Genomic DNA, 26,792 nt, shown 5'->3' with positions numbered 1-26,792 from the left:
TCATTAAAATTTTTAGACTTAAACGATGGTGAGGTGAAGGAATGGTCGAAAATATTGCAATTATAGTTGTTGTAATTGCGTTTTTATATTTGTTACTAACAGGGCAGTATATTAGTTCTCTACTTTTAACATCCGGTATGTTAGGTATTTTCATTTTGGGAGGTATGCCCCTGCTTAATGGATTTTTACAAAGCGAACCGTACAATCGTGCGGCAAGCTATGCTTTGACGACTATTCCTCTTTATATTTTAATGGCACAGTTCATTATGCAAGCAGGAATTGTCAAAGATTTTTACAATCTTGTATTTAAGCTTTCAAAAGGAAAAACTAGTTTATTAGGTATTTTAACGGTTTTTTTAGGAGGAATTCTCGGTGCTGTTTCTGGTTCAGGTACTGCGACAGCAGCTTCACTAGGTCAGGTTGCAGTTCCAGAGTTACGGAGGAGAGGGTACCCTGATGGACTTGCAGGTGCTTTAGCAGCTTCTGCTGGATCACTTTCAGCAATTATACCTCCAAGTGTAATATTAATTATTTACGGAGTAACAGTACAAATTTCAATTGGTCAGTTGTTTGTTGCAGCCTTTATTCCAGGGGTTCTGATGATGGTGGTTTTTTCCCTTGTTACGATAGTTTATTTAAAGGTATATCAAGGGAAAATGGTGATGCCTTCACCTGAGGTTGAAGATCATGAAACACCAATAAGTCGCTATATAATCATCCTTATAGCAGGGGCCTTAATTATAGTATCAATTTTCGGTGGAATTTATACAGGAAAGTTTACACCGACAGAAGCCGGTGCTGTAGGTGCGTTTATAAGCTTAATCGTGGCGGTTATATTAGGAAAAGTAAACAAAAGCTTTATTACAAGTTCTCTTATTGAAACTACAAAAGTTACGGTTATGGCAATGTTAATAGTTATAGGGGCTTCTCTATTTGGTCGATTTATTTCATTGTCACTTCTTCCTAGGAAAATCATAGATATGCTTGGACCCTTAATGGATTACCCGGTGATATTATTAATAATAATAATGTTAATTTACTTCTTCTTATTTATGTTTATTGAAGGAGTTGCCGTAATCTTAATGACTGTACCTGTGTTGTTACCTATATTAACAGCAGCGAATATAGATCTTATTTGGTTTGGTATTTTAGTATCAGTTATTTGTACGTTAGGACTCATTACTCCGCCTGTCGGAATCAGTGTTTATGCGGTAGGAGGAGTCACTAAAATTCCAATTGAGAAACTTTTCCGAACATCGTTAGTGTTTGCCGTCGTTGCTGCAGTTGTTGTTGGCGGGTTATTAATTGCCTTCCCACAGTTAGCGACATGGTTGCCACAAACCATGAGATAACCTAAGCTATTAAGAAAGCAGGTGATAGAATTGAACGGAGTTTTTGAAAAAATTGAAAATATTAATGAGAAAATAAAATTAATGGGTGTTCTCGTAGGTGGAATGGCAACATTATTTATGATGCTAATTATTGTTGCAGATGTATTTATGAGAAATGTATTTACCTCCCCTATATCAGGTACGTATGAGATAGTTCAGTTCTTTTTAATGCCACTTGCGATTTTCCCAGCCCTTGCTTATACGTATAGTTCAGGTGTATTACCTAAATTAGGCGAGTTGATCGAAAAAACTCCTAAAAATTTTCAAGCTGTATCAGCATGGATCCTTATCATTGTTGAAATAACTATTTTTACTTTATTGACGATATACGGATGGAAATTTGCGATGGCTGGTGTCGGAGATCAAATGGCTATTGCTGTAGGGGGAAAATTAACACCTGTTTATCCAGTCTATTTTTTAATTCCTATTGGCTTTGGGCTCATTGTTATAGAGGTTATTTTATCAGCTGTTAAACCTCTAATAAAAAATAAGACTAGAGTATAAAAAAATTAGTAGATTCTTGTTTGATAGCTGTAGAAGTAATGATAATAATGTTAAAATAGAATTTATAACTAAATTTTCTAAATTGTTTGGAGGAAATGCAATGAACAATATTTACATTTTAGGTGGAGCACGAACAGCATTTACAGCTTTTGGGGGTTCTTTTCAATCTGTAAACGCTACTGAATTAGGAACAGTAACTGCGGTAGAGGCCTTGAAACGTGCAGAAGTCGAAGGTAAAGATATTGATCAGGTTGTTTATGGAAATGTCATTCACAGTTCGACGAATGCGGCCTATTTAGCCCGTCATATTGCTTTAAAGGCAGATGTTCCAATCGAAACACCTGCATTAACCGTAAATCGTCTTTGTGGGTCTGGTATGCAATCGATCATTTCTGCTGCCCAAAGCATCCGTTTAGGTGAGTCCAACTTAGCGTTAGTTGGTGGATCTGAAAATATGACAATGTCGCCTCACTCTAATTTTACAAGTCGTTTTTCAGGTGTTAAGTACGGAAGTTTCCAGTTTGAAGATATGTTATTAAATACACTTACAGATCAGTATACTGGTATTGGTATGGGAATAACAGCTGAAAATCTAGCAGAAAAATACGAGATTTCTAGGAAAGAACAAGATGAATTTGCTCTACTCAGCCAACAGAGAGCAACAGAAGCGATACAATCGGGTATCTTTGCTGAGGAAATTACAGCTGTAGAGGTTTCTGCAAGAGGTGGAAGTAAACAAATTATTGAAGATGAACATGTAAAAAAAGATATGACATTTGAAAAGCTATCAGCGTTAAGACCTTCTTTTAAAAAGGATGGTACAGTGACTGCTGGTAATGCGAGCGGAATCAATGACGGTGCAGCTTCTTTAATTTTATCCAGTGAGACGGAAGTGAAAAAACGTAATCAAAAACCGTTAGCTAAAATAGTTTCCTGGGGAATAGCTGGCGTCGATCCAAGTATTATGGGAATTGGCCCAGTACCAGCCATACAACAAGCACTTCAACGTGCTAATTTAACTCTTGACCAAATGGATCGTATTGAAATAAATGAAGCCTTCGCAGCTCAATACTTAGCTGTTGAAAAAGAATTAGGACTTGATCGTAATAAAACAAATGTACACGGTGGAGCAATAGCACTGGGGCATCCAGTCGGTGCAAGTGGATCACGTGTCGTATTGTCACTTGCTAATGAATTAAGAAGGAATGGCCTTAGATATGGGGTAGCTAGCCTTTGTATTGGCGGTGGCCAAGGTATTGCCGTTGTTATTGAAAATGAAAATGTGTAAGTACAACAAAGACGTCTATTAAATAGGCGTCTTTTTTTATGTATAAATTTTACCCTATAACACAATCTAATTTAGTAAGTATAACTATAAGAGAAGGGGTGTTTTAATTGGATCAGTCACTTGCATATTTAAGAGAGGCACTATCTAATTACATAGAGGATCATCCAATTTGCCAAGGCGTTTACGACAGATTAGAGAAAAATAATTATTCAACTGAAGAAGAGTTCGTTGGTGGGTTAGCTGAAGAAGAGATGAAAGTACTTGATATTATTCTGAAGCAAGAGATTAAACATGCTAAAGAGGAACAAGATGAGGAACGCACTAAACAGCTGAATGAAGTATTTGAACAACTATTTTAATAAAGACAATAATGAGATTACTCTCAAAATTATAGAATGGAGAAAAGTATGGAAAATAATAATACATCGCCCAAAAATCAAATGAATAGCAAGAAAAAAAATAATGAAAAAATGGAATTAAGTTCAACAGGGTTTGGTTTTGTACCAGAGGCTGGTAGTGATAAAAGAGAAAGTGAAAAAAGGTTAAATGGTGGGGAAGATTGAGGTTCAATTCTAAAAAAGGCGGATTTGGTGGGAATCGAACCCACTAAATGCTCAGTTATTCCGTTTGGAATGACTGGCCGCTCTACCATTGAGCTACAAATCCATTTTTGACCCTCAACTATATTTTGTGCTTTGTTTTCATTTATATACAAAAAAAATAATAAAGACGAAGTATAGATGTGGATTTGATAATAGAAAATAAAACTAAGTTTAAAAAGGAGTGATTTCTTTTGAGTAAGCATCATAACCATGAAGACCATAGTCATCAGCATAGTATTGCATGTGGGCATACGAAAATTAGACATGATGATCATATTGATTATGTTCATAATGGACATTTACATCATGAAGAAGAAGGAAACTGGGTTGAATGTGCAATTCCAGTGAGTGAAGAAAATCCACAAGAATGTAAACCGATTTCATGTGGTTGTAATCATGAAGAAGATTGTGGGCATGAGCTTGTTCCACATGGTGATCATTATGATTATTTAGTTAATGGTCGTCTCCATCATGTTCATGGTGATCATTGCGATGATCACGGACCAGTTGAACTTGTACATGTACAATAATGGTTTTAATCGTGTAAAAAAGTCTAGATAGGGGTAAGAAAGGAGACGATATTTGACTCGTCTCTTTTTTATGCTATGTAGATAAAAAAGTTTAATATTCTTAGGAAGTCTAGCTCAGCGCCCAGCTAAACTTCCCTCGCCTTCGTACGAGAATAAATATTGACTCACTAACGTTCATCGTGCTTCCTTTATCTCCTAAGGCTTAGTCAGTACCTACGTCGCTGAACCAAATTTACAAATTGGATGGATATAGAAAAAATACAATGATTTTGCATTTTAATCGTTCATCATCTCTTAGATGAGGTATTATAATCTATAGGAATGTTTTTATGCAAAGGAATACCGAGGATCGTAATGCAAGGTAGATTTTTAAACCATGTTTACGTTGAATACTGGAGGAATTAAAATGAATGTTCTTATATTAGGTGCTGGAGCTGTAGGTGGTTATTTTGGTGGCCGGCTAGTAGAAAGCGGCGTCGATGTTACTTTTTTAGTTAGAGAAAAACGACAAGAACAATTAAAACAACATGGACTTGTTATTAAAAGTATTCATGGAGATTTTCAGCTTGAACCCAAAACTTTAGTGTCTGGTCAAGAAGTTAAACCGTTTGATGTTATTATTATTGCTACGAAAGCCCAACATTTAGAAGAAGCGATCAACTCTCTAGAACCTTATGTTGGACCAAGTACAACAATAATTCCGCTGTTAAACGGGATTAGTCACATTTATCGCTTGCAGGAAGCGTTTGGAAATGAAAAGGTTGTAGGTGGGTTTTGCTTTATTGAAACGACTTTAAGCGATTTGGGTCATGTCATACAAACGAGTAACAGTCATCAACTAACATTTGGAGAACTTGATGGACGAAGAAGTTCCCGTATCGAAAGTTTACAACAGCTTTTTAGGGAAACAATAGCATCATTTAAAGTAAGCGAAAACATCCTACAGGATATGTGGCATAAATATTTATTTATAACTACTTTATCGGGAATTACAACACTAATGCGTTCGTCAATTGGCCCTATTCTTGAGGTGCAAGACGGGGAAAAGCTGACTCTCCAATTATTTAATGAAACAGCTTCAATCATGAGAGCAACTAATGCTCCTATAGCAGACGATATTGTTGATAAACAAATGACTATGATGAGAAAACAGCATTACACGATGAAGGCATCTATGTTGAGAGATATTGAAAAGGGAATAACAATAGAGGCAGATCACCTTCAAGGGTATCTTCTCACATTGGCTGAACAATTTCATATAGATGTACCGTTACTTCGCATCATTTATCATCATCTAAAAGTATATGAAATTAATGTAAATAACGATTAGCTATGTATGTAGAAAAAGTAGTATGAATATAACAGTTTTGCTGTAGTTAAAGAGGAGTAGCAGAATGGACAGCTTATTTATTAAGAACCGTCGTGAATTTATACGATTTATTAACTACATAAAAGATTTGATATTTGTAATGGAAGTACACGGCCCGTCAGAATTTCGTTATTTGATTTTAAATGAAGCTGCTGAAGAGGAATTAAAATTTACTGATGAGATTATAGGTAAAACAGTAGAGGATGTTATGCAAGACAAGGCACAGCATTTAATTGAAAAATATCAAGAGGCACTGACGAGAAGGAAACAAGTTACCTTTGAATTTAGTGATGATCACGATCATTTTGGAGAGTCCATTCTAAGCCCGATCATTAATGATAATAATGAAGTCTCGCATATTATTTCTATTACCCGAGATATCACTCAACGAAAATTGGCCGAAAGTAGGCTTAGGGAAAGTGAAGAAAAATATCGCTTAATTGCTGAAAATTCAACAGATTTAATTCAATTAGTTGAATTGAATGGAAAGATTACCTATGCATCTCCTTCCCATAAAAAAGTACTTGGAATTACTCCCGAAGAACTATTACAACAATCGTTAGATACATTTATTGCAGATGATGATGAGGTTAGTAAGGTACAGCAAGCAATGTCAAAAGTAATAGCTAACAATGAGCATGAAAGTATTGAAGTGTCTGTGGAATCTAAGTTTGAAAGAAATTTGGCGCTTGCTTTAGACATTATTCCAATTTTTGAAAAAGGTAAAATTCAAAAAATATTAATTGTTGGAGAAAATATTACAGAAAGAAAACACTTTGAAGAAAAAATTAAAAAAATGGCATATTATGACTCCCTAACAAAACTTCCAAATAGGGACTTGTTTAAAAACAGATTTCAACTTGCTATCGAGACTGCGAAAAGAAATGATCATATGGTAGCACTATTGTTTATCGATGTAGACCATTTTAAATTAATTAATGACACGTATGGTCATGAAGTTGGAGATGAATTTTTAAAAGAAATCTCAAGTCGTTTAAAAAATAGTGTTAGGAATATTGACATAGTCGCTCGAATAGGCGGAGACGAATTTAATATATTATTAACGGAACTAAGTGAGAGAAATGAAGTAGAGAAAATTATTGAGCGTATATTTAATAACCTTAGCAGTCCTTGGAAGTATGAAGATCAAGTGATAACGATGAGTATAAGTGTTGGAGTTGCAATCTATCCAACGAATGGTAACACGCTCCGTGTGCTTGGAAAAAAAGCAGATAATGCCTTATATAGTGCAAAAAATCACGGACGAAATCGATATGAGTTTTATTAAGTAATGAGTTTTGTTAATGTTGGATGAGAATTAACGACATACTTAAATCATGCTCAATATAAAAAAGAAGGCGAGCTCTCTTTTTAGCTCGCCTTCTTCATATATTCTTATCGTTACTTAAAATTCGCCGCGATTATATCTCTGTGTTGTCTTTGATACCCCTAAATAATGAAAGCCCTACCTCTCTTTCATCATTACGGCTCCTAGGCCGTGCCATTTAAATAAGGCTAACGAAGTTTCCTAAAGACGCCAAGATGATTTTTTCTTTATATTAATGTTTTTAAATGTTATGGTTGAAGAATAAATCAAAACTTTAAGTGTTTTATAAGTAATTAAATCATTATACTATGAATAGAAAATAAAAGCAAATACTCTTTAGAAAGACTATACTATTTCGTTCAAATCTTGCAAAAACACCAGTATAATGTAATTCATATAGATCATTTTCATATCAACTTTAAAAGAGCAAATTAATTTAAAGAAGGCTGTGATAATAGTGAACAAGCGGTTAGCAGATCTTACAAAGTGGGTCAAGGAAAACAATTATACGTATGCTTTTATACAATCTAAGTATAATGTTTTTTACTTGTCTAATTTTAAAAGTGAACCACATGAAAGGCTATTAGGTCTAGTAATCTTTCCTGAAAAGGAGCCCTTTCTCATTTGTCCAAATATGGAGAAAGTTTCAGCCAAAGCCTCAGGTTGGAAGGGAGAAATAGTCGGATATAACGACTCTGATAATGTATGGGAGCTATTTCAAAACGCAGTTAAACAAAGAGTTTCAGAAGTAGAAACGATTGCCATTGAAAAAGAGGTTTTATCTTATAGCCGCGGTGAACAGTTACTATCGTTATTTCCTAATGCCAAGTTTGTTTCAGCAGATCACAAGTTACGAACACTTCGTATGATAAAAGATGAGATGGAAATCTCGATTTTGCGTGAAGCTGCAAGACTAGCTGATTTCGGAGTAGAAGTCGGTGTTCATGAGATTGGTAAAGGAAAAAATGAAATGGACATTATTGCAAGTATTGAATATGAGTTAAAGAAAAAAGGGGTACGTGAAATGTCCTTTTCGACGATGGTATTATCAGGTGCGAAATCAGCAGAGCCACATGGACATCCAGGTTTAAAGGAAATTTCTCCAGGTGACTTTGTCTTATTTGATTTAGGTGTGGTTTACGAGGGGTACTGTTCCGATATTACACGTACGGTTGCTTATCAAACGGTTACTGATCAACAAAAATTTATTTATGATACTGTGTTACAAGCCCAAAACTTATCTCTATCCATTAGTAAGCCAGGAACAAGGATCGGCGATATCGATAAAATAGCTCGCGATTTTATAAATGATGCTGGGTATGGTGATTATTTTACTCATAGAATTGGTCATGGGTTAGGGATTGAAGTTCACGAATTTCCTTCAATGAGTGAAAATAACGATGATTATTTGTATTCTGGAATGGTCTATACGATAGAACCAGGTATTTATGTTCCTCATATAGGAGGGGTTCGTATTGAAGATGATGTATTGATTACTGAAGTGGGATCAGAATGTTTAACAACTTTTCCGAAGAACTTGCAAATAATAAAATAAGTTTGCAAGAAAATCTTAGGGAATATTAAATGATGGATAGCTCAACCATTGCATTCTATAAAGTACATATTTAATTAGTTAGGTGTTTTTATATGAGCACCTAACTTTTTTTGTACGCATCAATAAATTGTAGGTAAGAAAGAACATCTAGCTACTTAAATTATGGCAGCTAGATGTTCCGAGGAGAATTACCCGGTAATACTTTTCTCGATGGCACTATCCCAATCGGGGTAATAGTGCAGTGCGGATCTCATTAATTGTGGATGTGACTTCTTAATCGATTTCTTGTTTAAATTTTCTCCGTGGGCATTGAGTTGTTTGATTTCAAGTAAGACTTCTTCTGGACTCATGTTTACTTCCATGAACTAACCTCCTACTTAAGAATAATATTAGCTTTTCCTAAATCAAGAAACGTAAACATAATTTTCATAACTTTTGCTCTTATGTTAATTTCCCGTCTTTTTTGAAAAAAGTCTCTTTCCTAATTAAAAAAGTATGGAATGAGAGAAAAGGTAAAAAAGAACAGAAGAGAGATTTCTTTTTTGCGAAATTACTCTGATACAATTCATTATTATAATCATGTTTTATAGGGGGACGGACGCTTATAGATAAAGGATTGACAATCACTTCATAAAAATCCTTTAATTTTCCGATTACACTATTTTTTAGTTTCCTTTTGTTGCTATTCCTGTTATAATAAACTTACTTATTGTTGTTCGGATAAGATTGAAGGAAGAAAAGTCTTAAATAAGTATTTTCGCCTTGAATGAATTTGAAGAGCAAAAATAGTAATACAATGTGGCATACGCCATATAGGAGGAACAAGATTATGGTACAAGGTACAGTTAAATGGTTCAACGCAGAAAAAGGTTTCGGTTTCATTGAAGTAGAAGGACAAGACGATGTATTCGTACACTTCTCTGCTATTCAAGGCGATGGGTTCAAAACTTTAGAAGAAGGTCAAACTGTTTCTTTTGAAATCGAGCAAGGTCAACGTGGACCTCAAGCTGCTAACGTTCAAAAGTAATATGTTTAACAAAGGAGACTCTGGTTACCAGGGTCTTTTTTTTATTTTTGTTGAAAGTAAACGAAGAGTTGGTCGCTGTTAAAATGTTATCAAAAAGGTTTAAAGTGTATTCTTTTAGAGATAATAAACCGAATATTCTTAAAATATAAAGAGGATAATAGACTATCAGTAGAGTAATAAGTACTAACAAAAAAAATGATGAAAATATAACAAGCGTATTTGATCATCTTTAACAATAATCAGAATAAAAGCAAACAAATAATATACTTATGAGTTTGAAACCTTTAGCACTTTAAACTGTTATACTAACATAAACTTAAAATACATTTGTCTATTTGAGGGAGACAAAAGGTAGAAGGAAAATTTAACTTAAAATAAATATTTTGGTAATAATTTTTAAAAATGCCTTGATTAATTAAATAGAGTTATAGTAAATTTATTGTATATATTTTCTGAAATTTCATCATATTATAAATAATATGTACATACAGAAAAAACAAAAAACTATTTTAGTATGTTGAAAGAATACTAAAAAGTAGAGTTTTGGAAGGTTCACAAAAAGAAATGTTCTTCATTTGAGAGAAATAGTTAGAAAAGAGGTGCATGAAAATGTCTTCAGAAGTAGTTTTAGAGCTAGATCGGTTACGAACGCACTTTTTTACAGATGCGGGTGAAATTCCCGCAGTGGATGAAGTGAGTATAAAAATACATAAAGGTGAAGTAGTAGGGATTGTAGGTGAATCAGGTTGCGGGAAGAGCGTGACTTCTCTTTCTGTTATGAAACTAGTTCCGAACCCACCAGGAAAAATTGTTGGAGGAAGAATTTTATTTAAAGATGAGGACCTAGTACAGGCAACTCATAGAAGAATGCGAAAGATCCGTGGAAACGAAATTGCGATGATCTTTCAGGAACCTATGACTTCTCTAAATCCTCTATTTTCGATTGGTGATCAATTAATGGAAGCTATTCGTAATCATAATAAACTCAACAAAAAAAAGGCTAGAGAGAAAGCGATAGATATGCTAAAGGTTGTTGGGATTCCAAGGGCAGATGAAATTGTTGATGAATACCCCCATCAACTGTCAGGAGGAATGAGACAGCGGGTCATGATTGCAATGGCTATGTCCTGTGATCCTGAGGTATTAATAGCGGATGAACCGACTACTGCTCTAGATGTAACGATTCAAGCCCAAATATTAGATTTAATGCGGAAGTTGAACAAAGAGCATGGTACTGCAATTATGATGATCACTCATGATCTAGGTGTAGTTGCAGAGATTTGTGACCGAGTAGTTGTGATGTATTCGGGAAAGGTCGTTGAAGAAGGGGATGTGAGGACTATTTTAAAACAACCTCAACATCCATATACGAAAGGGCTGATACGTTCACTTCCAAAGATACATCAGAAAGAAGAACGCTTGTATTCAATCCCTGGTACTGTACCAAAGCCGGGTTCTGTTAAACTGGGCTGCCGCTTTGCGCCAAGATGCGAGAGTTCGTTTAGCCGATGTTACGAAGAAGATCCGGAACTACTATCACTTCGAGAGGGACACCAATGTCGTTGTTTCCTTTATGAAGAAGAAGGGGGAGAGAACGTTGGCTAAACCCTTATTAGAAGTAAAAGGTTTAAAGAAGTACTTTGATATAAAAGGCGGCGTTTTTGGTAGAAAAGTAGGTGAGGTGAAAGCTGTTGATGATGTCTCATTTACCGTACATGAAGGGGAAATCTTAGGAATTGTCGGCGAAAGTGGTTGTGGGAAATCAACGACTGGGAAAGCGATTCTTCGTTTGATTGAACCGACGGAAGGTGAAGTGTTTTTCGATGGTCAAGATATCACTAAACTTGGTGACGAAGAGATGCGGAAGTTGCGCAGAGATTTGCAAATTATATTCCAAGATCCTTATGCATCCTTAAACCCAAGACATACGATTGAAAAAATCATTAGTGAGCCCCTGCTTATACATGGAATTGGGGATGAAAAATCGAGAAAGCAAAAAGTGAAAGAGCTACTAGAAGTTGTTGGGTTAAATGCCTTTCATGCGGCTCGTTATCCCCATCAATTTAGTGGAGGACAAAGGCAAAGAATTGGGATTGCGAGAGCTTTAGCTGTTAATCCTCGCTTAATCATTTGTGATGAGCCAGTTTCTGCCCTAGATGTGTCTGTTCAGTCACAAATACTCAATCTAATGGAAGATTTGAAGAAGGAATTTCAATTAACTTACATATTTATTGCACACGATCTAAGTGTTGTTAAGCATATAAGTGACCGGGTAGGTGTGATGTATTTAGGAAGAATGGTTGAGCTTACTGGAAAAGATGAATTATATGATAGTCCAAAACATCCATACACCAAAGCTTTGCTTTCAGCTGTGCCGGTCCCTGATCCAGATGAGAAAAGTGCACGAGTAATCTTAGAAGGTGATGTTCCAAGCCCTTCTAATCCACCATCAGGGTGTGCTTTTCACACACGTTGTCCTGAATGTATGGATGTTTGCAAAACGCAACGACCATCATTTAGAGCTGTTGCTGATAATCACTTTGTGGCTTGCCATCTTTATGACGAAAGCTTGTCTGAAGTGGCAATTACCACAGAAAAATAATAAGAACCAATTAAAAAAGGGGGAAACAAAATGAAAAAGAAAAGCATGCTATTTATGCTAATTCTCATGTTGAGTTTAGCCACATTCTTAGCTGCCTGTTCGAGCAATGAGACTCAAGCTCCTAATGAGTCTGAAGGCGATGATCAAGAAGCTACTGAAGAAGCACCAGCTGGTGATCAAGTTTTAATCTTTGCACGTGGTGGCGACTCTGTAAGTTTAGACTATGCTAGTGTAACTGACGGAGAGTCTTCTCGTGTAACAAAGCAAATCTATGAAACTTTACTAGAGTTTGACGCTGACTCTTTTGAAGTAGGGCCTGGTTTAGCAACGGAATGGAGCGTTGAAAATGATGGGTTACTTTACACATTTAAACTACGTGAAGGAGTTAAATTCCATGACGGTACAGACTTTAATGCCGAAGCAGTAAAATTAAACTTCGAGCGTTGGGCTGATAAATCTCATGAGTATAACTTTGCTGATGAGGGTTACACGTACAGCGTTTACGGTACTCAATTTGGTGGATTTAAAGGTGATGAAGGTCACGTAATTGAGGAGATTAATGTACTAGGCGATCACGAGATTGAGTTTGTTTTAAACAAACCATTAGGTTCGTTTATTCAAAATATGGGGATGAGCTACTTTGCGATCACATCTCCAGCAGCATTTGAAGAGCATGGCAGTACAATTAACGAAAATCCTGTAGGAACTGGTCCATTTAAGTTTGTAAGTTGGACTCGTGACGATAGTATTGTTCTAGAGAAGAATGAAGATTATTGGATGGAAGGTTATCCAAAGTTAGATCGTGTTATTTTTAGAGTTATTCCTGACAACTCAGCACGTTTAACAGCACTTCGCGCAGGTGAAGTCGATATTATGGATGGGTTAAACCCTGATGATGTAGTAACGATTGAAGGTGACGCTGAACTCCAAGTATTTGAACGTGCAACAAATAACATTGGTTACTTAGGTTTCCATGTGGAGAAAGAGCCATTTAACAATAAGTTAGTACGTCAAGCGATTAACCATGCCATTAATAAAGAAGATTTAATTTTTGCTTTATATGGCGGTATGGCTCAACCAGCTAAAAACGCAGTACCTCCTGGATACTTAGGTTATAATGACGAAATCCAAGCGTACGAGTTTAATCTTGACCGTGCGAAAGAACTTCTTGCAGAAGCTGGTTACCCAGATGGGTTTGAATTTGATTTATGGACGATGCCAGTAGCAAGACCGTATATGCCAGATCCGCAGCGTGCAGCTGAAGCAATTCAAGCTGAACTAGCAAAGATCAACGTAAAAGCAAACATCGTTACTCATGAGTGGGCAACGTACCTAGAGAAAACAGAAGCTGGAGAGCAAGATATGTTTATGTTAGGTTGGTCAGGAGTTAACGGTGACCCAGATTACTTCTTGTCTAACTTGTTAAGCAGCCACGCTATTCCAGGTGGTAACCGAACATTCTATGCAAATGAAGAAGTAACTAGTTTATTAGACCAAGCAAAAACAACATATGATGAAGATGTTCGTGCTGACCTTTACATGAAAGCACAAGCTCTTATTCATGAAGACGCACCAATGGTACCTTTAGTTCATTCAGTTCCAACATTAGCAGGTGGAGCAAACGTTAAAAATTATGTGCCACATCCATCTACAAGTGAAGCGCTCACATCAGTAGAGTTATCTAACTAATGAGAAGAGGCTGACTCATAAGTGTTGGCTCCTCGTTTTAACTCTAGATAGTTGTTGGAAAGACGGCAACTCTATTCTAGAGTGAGGTGTCTAACGCTTGCATTTGAGTCAGCCCTACTTTTACCTTTAAAGAATTTAAGTTCAATATATGAATACATAGAGAGAAGAGTAATGAAAGAATAGAGGTGAAATTCATGCTAGCTTATACGACAAGAAGATTATTCATGTTAATTCCAGTCCTTCTAGGAATGTCAATTGTTACATTTTCAATTATTCATCTAATTCCAGGTAACCCAGCTCAAGTCATATTAGGTGAGCAAGCTACACCTCAAGCGATTGCAGATCTTGAAGAACGTCTTGGATTAAATGAACCATACATGATTCAGTACGGTTATTATATGAAGGACCTAGTGCAAGGGGATTTAGGAACCTCGTTACGAACGAAAAAACCCATAGCTGAAGAAATTTGGCCGTATTTAGCTGCCACGATTGAACTAACAATTTTTGCGATGATTTTTGCAATTATTATTGGTGTAAATGCAGGGATTATTAGTGCGTGGAAGCAAAACTCATGGTTTGATTATTTAGCTATGTTAATCGCTCTTATTGGGGTATCGATGCCTATTTTCTGGCTAGCATTGATGGAACAATGGATATTTGCACAAGAACTTAGATGGTTGCCAGCCACAGGGCGAGATAATGCAAGAGATCCAATACAGGCTATAACACATTTATATGTCCTTGATACAATAATCGGCGGACAATGGGATAAAACGTGGACGGCAATTAAACATTTAATATTACCTGGAATTGCACTTGGAACGATTCCGATGGCGATCATTGCTCGAATGACGCGTTCAAGTATGCTAGAAGTTTTACGTTCAGACTATATTCGAACGGTAAACGCCAAGGGATCAAATACATTTTTTGTTATATATAAGCATGCTCTTAAAAATGCGATGATCCCTGTATTAACTGTTGTCGGGCTTCAAACAGGAACGCTTTTAGGTGGAGCGATATTAACAGAGACAATCTTTGGATGGCCAGGAGTTGGACGCTACATCTATGAGGCGATTGGAAATCGTGATTACCCAGTCATTCAATCTGGAATTCTAGTCGTAGCAACGATGTTTGTCATGATTAATCTAATAGTCGATTTGCTTTATTCTTACATTGATCCAAGAATTAAATATTGATAGGAGGGGAGACTGAAATGGAACAGATTCGTACAGAACAAGTAAACATACCACCGAATTCAAATCCTAATCCAAATCAAGAGGAGAGCGTAAAGGCTATATCACCTTGGCGCGATGCGATGAGGCAATTATTTAAGAATAAATCAGCTGTTATCGGTATGATTATCATTCTATTTTTTATTATCATTGCTCTGATTGCACCTCTCATTTCTGGATATGCATTTGATGAAACGAACCCACAAAACCGACTTCAATCCCCTTCTGCAGAGCATTGGTTTGGAACAGATGATCTAGGTAGAGACATTTTTAGTCGAATTGCTCACGGGGCTAAGATTTCCTTATGGGTTGGTTTCTTTGCCGTATCGGGTGCACTAGTAGTAGGAACAACCTTAGGGATTATTGCAGGATATTATGGTCGTTGGATTGATATGCTGATCTCGCGTATTTTCGATATAATGCTTGCATTTCCAAGTATCCTTTTAGCGATCGCGATCGTTGCAATTTTAGGTCCTTCTTTGCAGAATGCACTCATCGCCATTGCCATAATTAATGTTCCGATATTTGGGCGGCTTGTTCGGTCAAAAGTTATTAGTTTACGTGAAGAAGAATATATAATGGCTGCTAAAGCACAAGGAATGAAAAATGGCAGGATCTTAATTCATCATATCTTACCGAATAGTTTAGCACCAATTATCGTTCAAGCGACATTAGGATTTGGTACAGCTATTTTAGAAGCGGCAGCTCTTGGCTTCTTAGGGTTAGGGGCACAAGCACCGACACCAGAATGGGGGAAAATGTTATCTGATTCACGGCAGTTTATCCAAACTGCACCGTGGACGGTCCTTTTCCCAGGATTTTCGATCATGTTAGTTGTATTAGGGTTTAATATGATTGGTGACGGCCTTCGGGATGCGTTAGATCCAAAAATGAAAAACTAACAAGAAAAGGGTGACTCTCTGGGTCATCCTTTTTTGTGCTCCAGATAGATAAAGAAGCGCTAAAAAACTCTGACTAGTCCATAAATTTCTCAATGTACATATTTTCTAGTAGTTTAAACCAACGTAAAAGTAATAAAAGAAATGAAGCAGGAGGGAGATATGAAGAAAATCATATTAAGTGCTTTGTTAGTATTCGTTGTTTTTATTGCAGGTTATACTCTTTATGGTCTTTTTAAACCGATACCGATGGGACTATCTTATGAAGGGGATATGCATCGAGTAGCGGATGTAGAGTTTTTATATGACTTAACATTTGAACAAGATAATGAGATTGTACAAGAAAGACAAATAGTTGAACGAGTGAAGAACATGATAAAGGAAGCTGAAGAGTTTATTGTGTTTGATATGTTCCTATTCAATGATAAATATGATGAAGATAAAGATTATCCTGAGATTACAGATGAAATCACAAAAGCTTTGTTAGAGAAGAAGGAACAGTCCCCGAATATTGAGATAACATTTATTACAGATGAAATTAACACAACTTATCGATCCCATCCATCCAAACATTTAAAGACGCTGCAAGAAAACGGAGTCGATGTTATTATTACCAACTTAACACCATTGCGAGACTCGAATCCCATCTACTCAGGTTTTTGGCGAGCCTTTTTAAAAACGTTTGAAAGAGAAGGTGAAGGTTGGATTACAAATCCGTTTAGTGAAGATGCACCAAAAGTGACACTTGGCTCCTATTTAAAGATGTTAAATTTAAAAGGCAACCATCGTAAAGTGATTGGCACGGACAAAGAAGTAATGGTGACATCTGCTAACCTTCATGATGCAAGCGGCTTCCATTCGAATATTGCTTTTGTTGTCAGTGGGAATATTATTAATGACTTTCTAGCTTCGGAGCAAGCTGTTGCAAATTTTTCAAGTAGTAAACAGCTCCCATCTTATGATGATTTCCAAGTAGAGACAGGGGATATAGGGGTTCAGCTTTTAACAGAGGGGCAAACCAGAGAACATTTACTTGAAGAAATTAACCGAACGGACCACGGGGATGTAATTCATGTTGGAATGTTTAACCTTTCCGAAAGTAAGGTTGTTTCCAGCTTGATTTCTGCAGCAAATAGAGGCGTCAAAGTAAACTTAATTCTTGACCCGAATGAGGAAATTTTCGGAAATGAAAACATCGGCATCCCAAACCGTCCAGTAGCTGCTGATATTGAAGAGTATGGAAATGAGAACATTCAAATAAGATGGTATAACACACACGATGAGCAATACCATTCTAAATTAATATTAATCGAGCGAAAAGAGAGTAGTACGATAATCGGCGGTTCTGCAAACTTTACTCGAAGAAACTTGGATGATTTTAATCTAGACACGAGCTTAAGAATTGTAGCCCCGAAAGATAGTGAGATAATGACTGTAGTTTCTAATTACTTTACGACATTATGGAATAACGAGAATGGGACATTTACAGTTCGTTCAAATGAATATCTAGAGGATTTTCCATATTATAAGCGATTATTATTCAGGATCCAGAAGAAAACAGGACTCACAACATTTTAGTAAACAGGGGAATTTAGCAATGCAATTTTTTCATAGAAAAATAAGAATAAAACTGCACCAATGCTTTTAGTATAGGAATGATATTGACATTACAAGGTAGAATTGCAAGGGAAGTGTCCTTCATAAAGCTGATGAGGGACAAACAAGGTAGAACTGCAAGGGAAAGGTCTTCAGATGGATGGCAACGGAAGGCTGTTTTAGTTTATAAGCACAATAATACACATTTAAATCAAAAGGTTGGGGTATAAATATGAACCCCAACCATTTCTTATGTGCTAATAAAATTATTATTTATTGGCTATTTCATCTGCTATTTTAACTTTGATTTTAGAATCTATAGACTTTTTACTGCTACCGGTTACTAACTCCCTTATAGGGGCAAATAGGCTCAGACGACTGTTTGATTTATATTATTGTTCTCCATTAAGCATTGATTTAGTTGTTGGGTGACTTCGACATCTTCTAAGTCAAAACCAAAAAACACAACCTTCGATCTAGCAGTAGTATCAGTACAATGTTCGTCTACTGTTTCAATGATAACTGATGCTCCCACTTGTGAGAAATATAGGAGTTCTAAACCATGCGCTTCTGAATATGTCCGTAGGTAACCAGCTGAACGCAATATTTCTGAAGGAAACGTTCGAAACCACTCTTCTAACTTCTCTAATTGAATAGGGGAATGGCTTTCGTATATAAAAGAATTTATACCATATTTCACGACTAAATTTAGAGTAGAAGAATTGTTTTTTAATTCAAGTTTCCAACCGATATTTGACTTAATTTGATGAAGGTCGACATCGTTTACTGAATGAAAAGTTTGGCTGGCTACTTGACCATCTGCTGAAAAAATAATTTGTGCCTTTGGCTGGAGTTTCTTTATAAACGAGACAGTCTCATCTAAACTTTCTTTGCTTATAAAATTACATTTGTTGATTACAATATGACTGCAAAATTCAATTTGAGAAATCAGTGCCTCAGCAAAAGTTTGTTCCATCCTGTTATTGTCACTAGTGTAAAGAATGTAATGATTTGAAGTATAATCAAACCAAAAGTGTTGAGCATCAATGACAGAAACGATCGATTGAATATAAAATGTTTTATCCATCTTAAACTTTTCGAGTAATTGATAAAGTTCCTCTGCAAATAATTGAGGCGGAATTCCTGCAGCCAATTCAATAATAAGTTCGTCTATGCTCTGATTGGCTTTAGAGTAAGAAATCATTTCGCTAATTAACTGGTCTTGAGTAGTTATTAATGTTGCAGGCTGTTCTTGATGTGGTAACTTCCTGTACTGGCGTTTTGTCGATATATCTTCAACTACTGTTATTGTATCTGGGTAGTACACGAGTACTTGTACTTTACAATTACTGCTTTTTTTATCGCGTATCAAACGATTACTGATTTTCGTTTTTCCTGCGCCTATCATACCAGTAATTACAGTTATGGGGACTTTATTCACGTATAGTCACCACCTAATTATTATTCGAATTGAGATTACCAGCTTGATTTTTTTACACCAGGCACTTGACCTTTATGAGCAAGTTCCCTAAACGCAATACGAGACAATTTGAATTTTCTTAATACACCACGAGGTCTGCCAGTCATTTCGCAACGACGAGTTAAGCGAATGGGTGATGAGTCACGTGGCAGTTTTCTTAAAGCTTCATAATCACCTTTTTCTTTCAATTCTCTTCTTAATTCCGCGTATTTTGCGACCATTTCTTGTCGCTTAATTTCTTTTACAACATTCGATTTTTTTGCCATGTTTATTCTCTCCTTCTTTACTATGATAATCGAAATCATTACTATTTAAGGCTTGGAAATAATTTTACAGTATCTAACATGTAAAGTAAAGTCGTACTAAAAAAAGTATGAAAAAGCAAAGAAAAGATCATGATAAAGATGGAGGGGGGTGTAGACGATGGCAGTAGATGTATTATGTGAAGTGAAAAACTGTAAGTATAATGAAGAAGGTAACAAATGTGCGGCTGACCGAATTTACGTAGTTAGTCACACAGGTAAAAGAGCTGAGAAACAAGAAGAAACAGACTGTAAAACGTTTGACCCAGGTATCTAATTTATGGTTCCAAGTTGAAGGGCAGCTTAACGGTTGTCCTTTTTTCATTTTAGAAAATTGATACAAAGAAAACAGTATAATAATATAAATTTTTATTCATACAGAAGGTGCATTGTTATTTCATATAAGACAGACATTTGTTTTTGATCCTCTGCATACTTATTATTGATAATAATTATCATTTTTATTCAACAATAAGCATAAAAGAGTAACAGACGAACAAAAAATGATAGTAAAGTTTGATATTCAATTAGAGAAGTTCATTCTATCCTATCAAATTGATTGTGCTCTCAAGGAAAAAATAATAATCTGTATTTTTAGCTCATAAAAAAATAAAATCCTTACAAAATAATCCTACTAAAGTTACCTCCATTTGTTAGGGGTGTTTTTTATGGGGTTATCATGCAGTTGATTAGACGAATTTGAAATGCATGAGTATAATATAAACAACAAATCGTAATTATTACTATTTTTGTACGTAATATACATTTAGAAGCTGTAGGGGGGAATTGCAAATGTTAGATCAACTGTACCGACAATTAGTTGTGGACCATTCGAAAAATCGTCGCAATCATAGGAAGTTAGAAGGTGAACAGATTAAACAGCTACATTATAAAAATCCGACATGTGGCGATGTAATGACACTGTTCTTAAAACTTTCGGAGGCAAAAGAGATAGAAGATATTTCTTTTATTGGAGAAGGGTGTAGTATAAGTATGGCTTCTGCTTCGATGATGACAGAACTGCTAAAAGGAGTGTCTTTAAGAGAAGCAGCAAACTTACGCCAAGCAATGGAAGCGCTGATTCGGAACGGAGAGATTTCAGAAGAAGTAGATCTTGGGGATGCTTACTCGTTAGAAGGTGTACATAAGTTAAGAGCTCGTCATAATTGTGCACTGATGGCTTGGCAGGCTTTAGATCGGGCTGTTGGTGATGAACCCGAATACGAAAGTAATAATTAAAAAGAAGGTGACTTACTGATCCTATAAATAATTATCTTTATAAGGCAGTGCGTCACCTTTTTATTTATTCTTTTGTATAAGTTAACCGTGCAATCGCATCATGCATGTGAATCGATTCCTCATTTCGGCATTCAACCGTAAAGGACTTGATATCCTCATTTTCATATAAGTCAGCGGCAACTAAGCGAACCATATCTTCCACAAATCGCGGATTTTCATAAGCTCTTTCAGTTACTGCTTTTTCATCGGGTCTTTTTAAGACTGGGTACAGCATAGAACTAGCATTTGTTTCGGCAGCTTCAAGCAGGGTCACTTTCCAATCTGGTTTTAATTCAATCGGGTTATAAAATTTGGCTTTAATCGTCACATATCCACGTTGATTGTGTGCACTATATTCACTAATTTCTTTGGAACAAGGACAAAGTGTTGTTACAGCTACTGTAATGCCCACTTCATGGCTAAACCCGTTATCATGATCATAATCAACGTTCATAAAAGCTTCAGCATGCGCCAATCCAGATTTCTGAAGGGAAGGACTTGTTCGTTCAAAGAACCAAGGAAATTGTACGGCTATCTGGGCGCTAGATTGTTCCATGCGCTCAACTAACTCTCTCGTAAATGAGTACAGGCGGTCAAACGTTCCATTAAAACCTTCTAAGTAGTATTCCTGTAAGAGCTCTGTTAATCGGCTCATATTAATACCTTTGCTCATCTGATGAAGACCCGTTGTTAGTGAAAATGTTCCAACGGTTGTTTGCTGGCTCGGTTTGTAATCCGATTCAATAATAAGGGGATGTTTTACATTACTAATCCCCACTGATTCAATAGCGAATAAAAAGTCATTCGGTGTGTTTTGAAGATCAGTCATATCCTCTTTGTTTAGAGGCTTGTCTCCTTTTACAGGAGGTACTGATCCAAATCGTTTGTGACGTTCTTGTTTATTAGGGAAAATGTTTGTTTCCATTGTTGTCTCCTTTATGAATAAATGAATAGGAATTATTCTGATTTATATATTATAATATCATTAGCGTAATAGTGAAAATAAAATGCTTAAATTGACAAAGAGAAGGAAGAAAAGATAATATTAATCGTAAAATCGTAATAGTTACGGTTTATTTCGAGAGGTGATGGATTTTGGAAAATACAAGTCATTATGACGTTATTATTGTTGGGGCAGGTCCTGCAGGTGTCGGGATAGGTTCAATTTTCATGCAAATGGGATTGAAAAACTTTGTAATTTTAGATCGTGACTATATCGGAAGCTCATTTAAAAAGTGGCCAGAAGAAATGCGCTTATTAACGCCATCATTCCCAGGGCATGGGTTTGGCTTACTAGACTTAAATGCTGTCGTACCTTCAACCTCTCCAGGTTATACGTTTCAAACTGAACATTTAAGTGGAGAGGAATATGCAGAGTATTTAGAGGCTGTCGCACACCACTTTAAGCTTCCTATTAAATTCGGTGTTAATGTCACTGAGTTAGATAAAGTTGAGGAAGGGTTCGTTCTTCAAACCAATGACGGCACGTATAATGCTCAATTTGTAGTTTGGGCTGGGGGAGAGTTTCAGTATCCAAATAAAAATGTATTTCCAGGTGCGGAGCTATGTTTACATAACAGTGAGGTTGCTTCTTGGGAGGAGATCGAAGAAGATGATCTAATCGTTATAGGCGGTTATGAAAGTGCAATCGATGCTGCAATCAATCTAATGCATTATGGAAAACAAGTAACGGTCTTAGCTAAAGAAGAAGTCTGGTCAGATGATCATCCAGACCCAAGTATATCATTGTCGCCGTTTACTTTTGACCGTCTTGAAGAAGTGATGGATTGTGAAGACCTGATCTTAAGAGGAAAAAGTAAAGTTGTAAAAGTCGAACAAGCAGATGAAGGCTATACCGTTTTCTTGGAAAATGGAGAAGAGATTTTCAGTTCTGCACGTCCTATTTTAGGAACAGGTTTTAAAAGTAGTTTATCCTTAATTATCGAGCACTTTTATTATGATGAAAATAACATTATCGAGTTAAGTGATAAGGATGAATCAACGGTTTCTGAAGGTTTGTTTTTAGTTGGACCACAAGTTCGGCATCAAGATGTAATTTTTTGTTTCATTTATAAATTCCGCCAACGCTTTGCAGTTGTAGCTAAAGAAATAGGTGAGAAATTAGGCATGGAATTAAATGAAGAGTTATTTGAGCATTATCGTAAATCGAATATGTTGCTTGATGATCTTTCTTGTTGTGACAATTCGTGTCAATGCTAGAAGAGTTTTTCCCCTCTATTATTATGAGGGGGTATTTTATTTACTGTATTCATTAAAGGAGGCTTCAACGTAATGAGTGAATTAAGGAAAGAAACGGCTTCCTACTCTTTTAATAAAAAAACATATAAATTCCCCAAATTTCCGTTTACGAACGGGAAAGTGTTGTTTTATTTATTATTAGTGATTAGTGTTTACGGACTTCCTGTATATGCTGCTTATATGCTCGCAAGCGCTATAGAGCCAGTGTTTGAAGGAGCAATTATAGAACCATTAGAACAGGTATTCTCGCATACTCCGTATCTAATTGAACAAGTTTTAGTTGGAGATTTTGGTTTATTTACACTGGGAATGTATTCGTTTTTATGGGCCTTTCCAGTCGTTTTATTTGTTGGGATGAGTATTGCTTTTACCGAGGAAGTAGGCCTTAAGGATAAAATTACAAGTGAAATTACACCCAGTTTAAGAAGAATTGGTTTAAGTGGAAGAGATTTTATTCCTGTACTAACGGGGTACGGATGTAACGTTGTCGCGGTTCTTCAAACAAAATCATGCAGCGCTTGTACGAGGAAACAGTGTATATCCATGATATCTTTTGGTTCTGCATGCAGTTATCAAATTGGTGCTACCCTTTCTATTTTTAGTGTCGGTGGGAAGCCGTGGCTTTTTATCCCATACTTGTTTGTTTTAATCATTGTCGGTGCATTGCACACTAAACTTTGTTATCCATCTGCCAATAAAGCAGCTGATTACTTTTATCCTGCAACACCAATCAGCACAGGTAGTCTTAAACAATTCTTTGGAAAAATAAAAGGTACGGTTTCTCAATTCTTTCTTCAAGCGATGCCGATATTTTTAGTAATTTGCATCATTGCTGCACTGCTTGATGGTTTAGGGTTAATCGCTAAATTATCCCAAATGGTAGAACCGGTCTTATCACTATTATCCATTCCTGCTGCTGCAAGTGTGGGATTACTCTTTTCAGTCATTCGAAAAGATGGCATGCTTTTATTTAACCAAGGTGGCGGTGAATTATTAGCTTCAATCACGACAGTTGAATTGTTTTTGCTAGTTTATTTAGCATCTACATTGTCTGCATGCTTAGTAACTATGTGGGCGATTGGAAAAGAAATGGGCTTTCTATATGCACTAAAGCATTCTTCGAAACAAGCTTTAACATCGATCATTTCTGCATTTAGTTTATTAATTATATATAAAGCAATTATTTTCTTTTTTTAGAAGTTTTAATCGTAATGGTTACGATTAAAATAGGTGGTGAAATACGAGATATAATTAAAAGGAGTGATTGATATGAAGAATAACGGGAAAGTACCTGTCACTGTACTAACAGGTTTTCTAGGGGCTGGAAAGACGACTTTGTTGAACTACATCTTAACGGAAAACCATGGACAGAAGATCGCTGTGATTGTAAACGAATTTGGCGAAGTAGGTATTGATAATCAACTTGTTGTTGGTGCAGACGAAGAAATCTTTGAAATGAACAATGGTTGTATTTGTTGTACGGTTCGGGGCGACTTAATTCGCATCTTACATGATCTAAAAGAGAGAAGAAATGATAGGGACGGAATGGACCTTAATTTTGATCGAGTAGTTATTGAAACGACAGGTCTTGCTGATCCTGGACCAGTGGCCCAAACCTTTTTTGTAGATCCAGAGCTGTCAGAATATTATCATTTAGACTCGATCGTTACTCTTGTCGATACGTATCATGTTCATGAACAGTTAAACAAATCACATGAAGCACAAAAACAAGTAGCATTTGCAGATGTATTAATCTTAAATAAAGTCGACTTAGTCGATGAAAAACATATCCAATCGGTAATTCAAAGATTAAAAAAAATGAACTCTACAGCTCGAATAGAACGTGCAATGCAAAGTAATGTAGATTTAAATAAAATATTAAATCTATATTCATTTGATCTTGATAAAAAACTAGAAATTACTCCTGATTTATTAAATGACCACCATCACCATCATCATGGTGACGATGTAAAGGCATTTGTTTTACGGTCCGAAAAGCCATTGAGTTTACCAAAAGTAGAAGCGTGGATGAACAGTTTGTTGGCTGAGCTTGGACCACAAATGTATCGATATAAAGGGATTTTTAATATTGAAAATTTAGACAAGCGTGTAATCTTTCAAGGTGTTCACATGCTTTTTGCAGGCACAGCTGACCGAGAGTGGAAAAAAGACGAGAAAAGAGTAAGTGAAATGGTTGTCATTGGAACCAATCTAGATGAACAATGGTTTCAAGAACAATTTAATAATTGTGTTTCAGCATAACCAATATCGTTTCATGAGTAGGTCACTACTTGTGAAACGGTTATTCATTTAGTCTATTATATCTACATGTTCGTATAAGGGGTTAGATGAAAAGGAAAGGAGGCCTAGAGAAATTGAGTAAAAAAGTAGAAATAATTATATTAAGTGGGTTTTTAGGAAGTGGAAAAAGTACGCTATTGAAAGAAGTAATTGAGCTTGAGCAAAAGAATGGCAGAAGGCTAGGCGTATTAATGAATGAATTGGGGGACGTAAGTATAGACTCCGCAGCGGTACCGATAGATACGCCTTTAAAAGAGATGTTGAATGGTTGTATTTGTTGTACACTTCAAGGTGAATTAAGCTTGCATTTGAGCCAAATGCTTGAAGAATATGAATTAGACCTTATTCTAATAGAAGCTACTGGAGCTGCACATCCATTAGAAATACTTGAAGCATGCACACATCCAACCTTAGTTAGTAAAGTTGAAATACGATGTATTGTAACCGTTATTAACGCTAAACAGTGGGTGGAAAATAGATTGAGTATTAAACTTAGAAAGCTTTTAATTGAACAAGTGAAACATGCAGATGTTGTACTTGTTAATAAAGTGGATCAAGTAGATGAAAATGAAATAGCAGCAGTGCTAGAAAGTGTTAAAAACATCAATACGCAAGCAACGATTTCAATTGTTACATATGCAAAAATGAATCTCTCAATTTTGTATGATCGTGTAGTAGAAAGTAGTGAAAGATCTTACGAGATTGAAAAAGCACATGTCCATCACCATTTACACTTAAGGACGATTTCATTTTCAGTAAACCAACCGATTGATCGAGTTTCTTTTTTGCAATGGTTAGAGAAGATTGAAGGGCAGATACATCGAGTGAAAGGGTTTATTTATTTAACAGAAACTCCTGGACTCTATTTATTTAACTACGCATATAGAATGCCGATCTTTGAAAGGTACGCCTCTGAAAAAAAGTATGAACCCATGCTCGTGTTTATTGGAGAAGATCTAAATAGAGATGAGATTGAGGAAGAATTAGAGAAGTTGCAGAGAGGAGACTCACTTAGTTCAAAAACGTGTTCTTCAGGTAGGAATAAGAAATAATAATATATAAATAGTAATCGTTACGATTTGTGTGTTATAATCGATTTGTTTTTCATAACATTTTAGTACATCCATAGGAGTAGAAGAATTCTTAAATAAGTAATAGGGGTGAAAGGATGGCAACATGGAACTTGTCAAACACACAACATCATTTGCTGATATGGAATGGAAGTAGTTGCAATAAAGCAGGAGCAGAAGCACTAACTCAATCGGTTAGACATGAAATAACTGCAAGGGATCTAGATAATGTCATTCATACAACGAGAACTCTTTGTAATGGTCGTTGTCATGATAAATGTGTTGTCATCCAATATCCAGAAAGCTATTGGTATAAGGAGATGACTAGTGAAGATGCTCCTCATTCATTGACTCACTGTTAGCAGGTACGACATTGAAAGATAAAATAAGCCATTACCATAATGGCACAGGATTTGAAAGAACAGAAGGAACTGTAATTGGTACAGTAAAAGACGAACAGTTAGTTATGAAAGTTTCTAAAAAACTGTAAC

General features: G+C 36.0%; 26 protein-coding genes, 1 tRNA gene and 1 pseudogene. 23 read left to right on the top strand and 5 right to left on the bottom strand.

Features of this window, described 5'->3' with window-relative positions:
• The first annotated feature begins 41 nt into the window (after nucleotides 1-41).
• The 5 genes from AC2VNP_RS04175 (at nucleotide 42) to AC2VNP_RS04155 (ending at nucleotide 3,746) form a co-directional block, all read left to right on the top strand.
• Nucleotides 42-1,352, top strand: a complete 1,311-nt coding sequence (locus AC2VNP_RS04175; RefSeq protein ID WP_486916140.1) for a TRAP transporter large permease — start codon at nucleotides 42-44, stop codon at nucleotides 1,350-1,352.
• Nucleotides 1,353-1,382: 30 nt separating this feature from the next.
• A complete protein-coding gene (locus AC2VNP_RS04170; protein ID WP_486916139.1) occupies nucleotides 1,383-1,895 on the top strand; it encodes a TRAP transporter small permease in 513 nt (170 codons plus the stop codon).
• 100 nt (nucleotides 1,896-1,995) lie between these two features.
• Nucleotides 1,996-3,183 (top strand): thiolase family protein, encoded by a 1,188-nt coding sequence (locus tag AC2VNP_RS04165; RefSeq protein WP_486916138.1) that lies wholly within the window; start codon nucleotides 1,996-1,998, stop codon nucleotides 3,181-3,183.
• 107 nt (nucleotides 3,184-3,290) lie between these two features.
• Nucleotides 3,291-3,542, top strand: coding sequence for a sigma-G-dependent sporulation-specific acid-soluble spore protein CsgA (locus AC2VNP_RS04160; protein ID WP_486916137.1), 252 nt, complete (start codon nucleotides 3,291-3,293; stop codon nucleotides 3,540-3,542).
• A gap of 48 nt (nucleotides 3,543-3,590) precedes the next feature.
• Nucleotides 3,591-3,746 carry a hypothetical protein gene (locus AC2VNP_RS04155; protein ID WP_486916136.1) on the top strand — a complete coding sequence of 52 codons (156 nt, stop codon included), beginning with the start codon at nucleotides 3,591-3,593 and terminating at the stop codon, nucleotides 3,744-3,746.
• 19 nt (nucleotides 3,747-3,765) lie between these two features.
• Here AC2VNP_RS04155 and AC2VNP_RS04150 read toward each other — a convergent pair.
• Nucleotides 3,766-3,849 (bottom strand) — tRNA-OTHER (locus AC2VNP_RS04150).
• Between the two features lie 127 nt (nucleotides 3,850-3,976).
• On the opposite strand from AC2VNP_RS04150, the gene AC2VNP_RS04145 reads away from it, so the two are divergent.
• From AC2VNP_RS04145 to AC2VNP_RS04130, 4 genes are all read left to right on the top strand, one after another.
• Nucleotides 3,977-4,315 carry a hypothetical protein gene (locus AC2VNP_RS04145; RefSeq protein WP_486916135.1) on the top strand — a complete coding sequence of 113 codons (339 nt, stop codon included), beginning with the start codon at nucleotides 3,977-3,979 and terminating at the stop codon, nucleotides 4,313-4,315.
• Between the two features lie 406 nt (nucleotides 4,316-4,721).
• A complete protein-coding gene (gene panE / locus AC2VNP_RS04140) occupies nucleotides 4,722-5,645 on the top strand; it encodes a 2-dehydropantoate 2-reductase (RefSeq protein WP_486916134.1) in 924 nt (307 codons plus the stop codon).
• 64 nt (nucleotides 5,646-5,709) lie between these two features.
• Nucleotides 5,710-6,972, top strand: a complete 1,263-nt coding sequence (locus tag AC2VNP_RS04135) for a diguanylate cyclase domain-containing protein (protein WP_486916133.1) — start codon at nucleotides 5,710-5,712, stop codon at nucleotides 6,970-6,972.
• Nucleotides 6,973-7,468: 496 nt separating this feature from the next.
• Complete coding sequence (locus tag AC2VNP_RS04130; RefSeq protein WP_486916132.1) at nucleotides 7,469-8,566, top strand: M24 family metallopeptidase; 1,098 nt, start codon at nucleotides 7,469-7,471, stop codon at nucleotides 8,564-8,566.
• Between the two features lie 188 nt (nucleotides 8,567-8,754).
• On the opposite strand, the gene AC2VNP_RS04125 is transcribed toward AC2VNP_RS04130, so the two are convergent.
• Entirely contained in the window at nucleotides 8,755-8,928 is a 174-nt protein-coding gene (locus AC2VNP_RS04125; RefSeq protein WP_486916131.1) for a hypothetical protein, read from the bottom strand.
• A gap of 467 nt (nucleotides 8,929-9,395) precedes the next feature.
• Between AC2VNP_RS04125 and AC2VNP_RS04120 the strand changes: the two genes are divergently transcribed.
• The 7 genes from AC2VNP_RS04120 (at nucleotide 9,396) to AC2VNP_RS04090 (ending at nucleotide 17,593) form a co-directional block, all read left to right on the top strand.
• Complete coding sequence (locus AC2VNP_RS04120; RefSeq protein WP_075384919.1) at nucleotides 9,396-9,593, top strand: cold-shock protein; 198 nt, start codon at nucleotides 9,396-9,398, stop codon at nucleotides 9,591-9,593.
• Between the two features lie 609 nt (nucleotides 9,594-10,202).
• On the top strand, nucleotides 10,203-11,198 hold the full coding sequence (locus AC2VNP_RS04115) for an ABC transporter ATP-binding protein (RefSeq protein ID WP_486916130.1): 996 nt from the start codon (nucleotides 10,203-10,205) through the stop codon (nucleotides 11,196-11,198).
• Entirely contained in the window at nucleotides 11,191-12,195 is a 1,005-nt protein-coding gene (locus AC2VNP_RS04110) for an ABC transporter ATP-binding protein (RefSeq protein WP_486916129.1), read from the top strand. The genes AC2VNP_RS04115 and AC2VNP_RS04110 overlap by 8 nt, the downstream gene beginning before the upstream one ends.
• Nucleotides 12,196-12,225: 30 nt before the next feature.
• Nucleotides 12,226-13,884 carry an ABC transporter substrate-binding protein gene (locus AC2VNP_RS04105; protein WP_486916128.1) on the top strand — a complete coding sequence of 553 codons (1,659 nt, stop codon included), beginning with the start codon at nucleotides 12,226-12,228 and terminating at the stop codon, nucleotides 13,882-13,884.
• A 194-nt stretch (nucleotides 13,885-14,078) separates the two neighbouring features.
• Nucleotides 14,079-15,080: an ABC transporter permease gene (locus AC2VNP_RS04100; RefSeq protein WP_486916127.1), complete on the top strand. Its 1,002-nt coding sequence runs from the start codon at nucleotides 14,079-14,081 to the stop codon at nucleotides 15,078-15,080.
• A 17-nt stretch (nucleotides 15,081-15,097) separates the two neighbouring features.
• Nucleotides 15,098-16,018 carry a nickel transporter permease gene (gene nikC, locus AC2VNP_RS04095; RefSeq protein ID WP_486916126.1) on the top strand — a complete coding sequence of 307 codons (921 nt, stop codon included), beginning with the start codon at nucleotides 15,098-15,100 and terminating at the stop codon, nucleotides 16,016-16,018.
• A 159-nt stretch (nucleotides 16,019-16,177) separates the two neighbouring features.
• A complete protein-coding gene (locus AC2VNP_RS04090) occupies nucleotides 16,178-17,593 on the top strand; it encodes a phospholipase D family protein (RefSeq protein ID WP_486916125.1) in 1,416 nt (471 codons plus the stop codon).
• A 388-nt stretch (nucleotides 17,594-17,981) separates the two neighbouring features.
• On the opposite strand, the gene AC2VNP_RS04085 is transcribed toward AC2VNP_RS04090, so the two are convergent.
• Entirely contained in the window at nucleotides 17,982-19,052 is a 1,071-nt protein-coding gene (locus AC2VNP_RS04085; RefSeq protein ID WP_486916124.1) for a GTP-binding protein, read from the bottom strand.
• A 35-nt stretch (nucleotides 19,053-19,087) separates the two neighbouring features.
• On the bottom strand, nucleotides 19,088-19,357 hold the full coding sequence (rpsN, locus tag AC2VNP_RS04080) for a 30S ribosomal protein S14 (protein WP_486916123.1): 270 nt from the start codon (nucleotides 19,355-19,357) through the stop codon (nucleotides 19,088-19,090).
• Nucleotides 19,358-19,514: 157 nt separating this feature from the next.
• Between rpsN and AC2VNP_RS04075 the strand changes: the two genes are divergently transcribed.
• Nucleotides 19,515-19,670: a DUF1540 domain-containing protein gene (locus AC2VNP_RS04075; protein WP_216831613.1), complete on the top strand. Its 156-nt coding sequence runs from the start codon at nucleotides 19,515-19,517 to the stop codon at nucleotides 19,668-19,670.
• A gap of 515 nt (nucleotides 19,671-20,185) precedes the next feature.
• Nucleotides 20,186-20,632, top strand: coding sequence for a Fe-S cluster assembly sulfur transfer protein SufU (gene sufU / locus AC2VNP_RS04070; protein WP_486916122.1), 447 nt, complete (start codon nucleotides 20,186-20,188; stop codon nucleotides 20,630-20,632).
• 64 nt (nucleotides 20,633-20,696) lie between these two features.
• On the opposite strand, the gene folE2 is transcribed toward sufU, so the two are convergent.
• Nucleotides 20,697-21,596, bottom strand: a complete 900-nt coding sequence (gene folE2 / locus AC2VNP_RS04065; protein WP_486916121.1) for a GTP cyclohydrolase FolE2 — start codon at nucleotides 21,594-21,596, stop codon at nucleotides 20,697-20,699.
• Between the two features lie 170 nt (nucleotides 21,597-21,766).
• Between folE2 and AC2VNP_RS04060 the strand changes: the two genes are divergently transcribed.
• The 5 genes and pseudogenes from AC2VNP_RS04060 to AC2VNP_RS04040 all read left to right on the top strand — a co-directional run bounded on the left by AC2VNP_RS04060 (nucleotide 21,767) and on the right by AC2VNP_RS04040 (nucleotide 26,791).
• Nucleotides 21,767-22,891 carry an NAD(P)/FAD-dependent oxidoreductase gene (locus tag AC2VNP_RS04060; protein WP_486916120.1) on the top strand — a complete coding sequence of 375 codons (1,125 nt, stop codon included), beginning with the start codon at nucleotides 21,767-21,769 and terminating at the stop codon, nucleotides 22,889-22,891.
• A 72-nt stretch (nucleotides 22,892-22,963) separates the two neighbouring features.
• Nucleotides 22,964-24,127, top strand: coding sequence for a nucleoside recognition domain-containing protein (locus AC2VNP_RS04055; RefSeq protein ID WP_486916119.1), 1,164 nt, complete (start codon nucleotides 22,964-22,966; stop codon nucleotides 24,125-24,127).
• Between the two features lie 72 nt (nucleotides 24,128-24,199).
• Entirely contained in the window at nucleotides 24,200-25,192 is a 993-nt protein-coding gene (locus tag AC2VNP_RS04050; protein WP_486916118.1) for a CobW family GTP-binding protein, read from the top strand.
• 113 nt (nucleotides 25,193-25,305) lie between these two features.
• Nucleotides 25,306-26,283, top strand: a complete 978-nt coding sequence (locus tag AC2VNP_RS04045) for a CobW family GTP-binding protein (protein ID WP_486916117.1) — start codon at nucleotides 25,306-25,308, stop codon at nucleotides 26,281-26,283.
• Between the two features lie 116 nt (nucleotides 26,284-26,399).
• Nucleotides 26,400-26,791: pseudogene (locus tag AC2VNP_RS04040) on the top strand ((2Fe-2S) ferredoxin domain-containing protein).
• Nucleotide 26,792 lies beyond the last annotated feature (1 nt).

It is taken from the genome of Alkalihalobacterium sp. TH-98, from assembly GCF_057473385.1.
The sequence above is the reverse complement of the archived record's forward strand: the minus strand, read 5'-3'. Positions and strand labels throughout refer to the sequence as shown.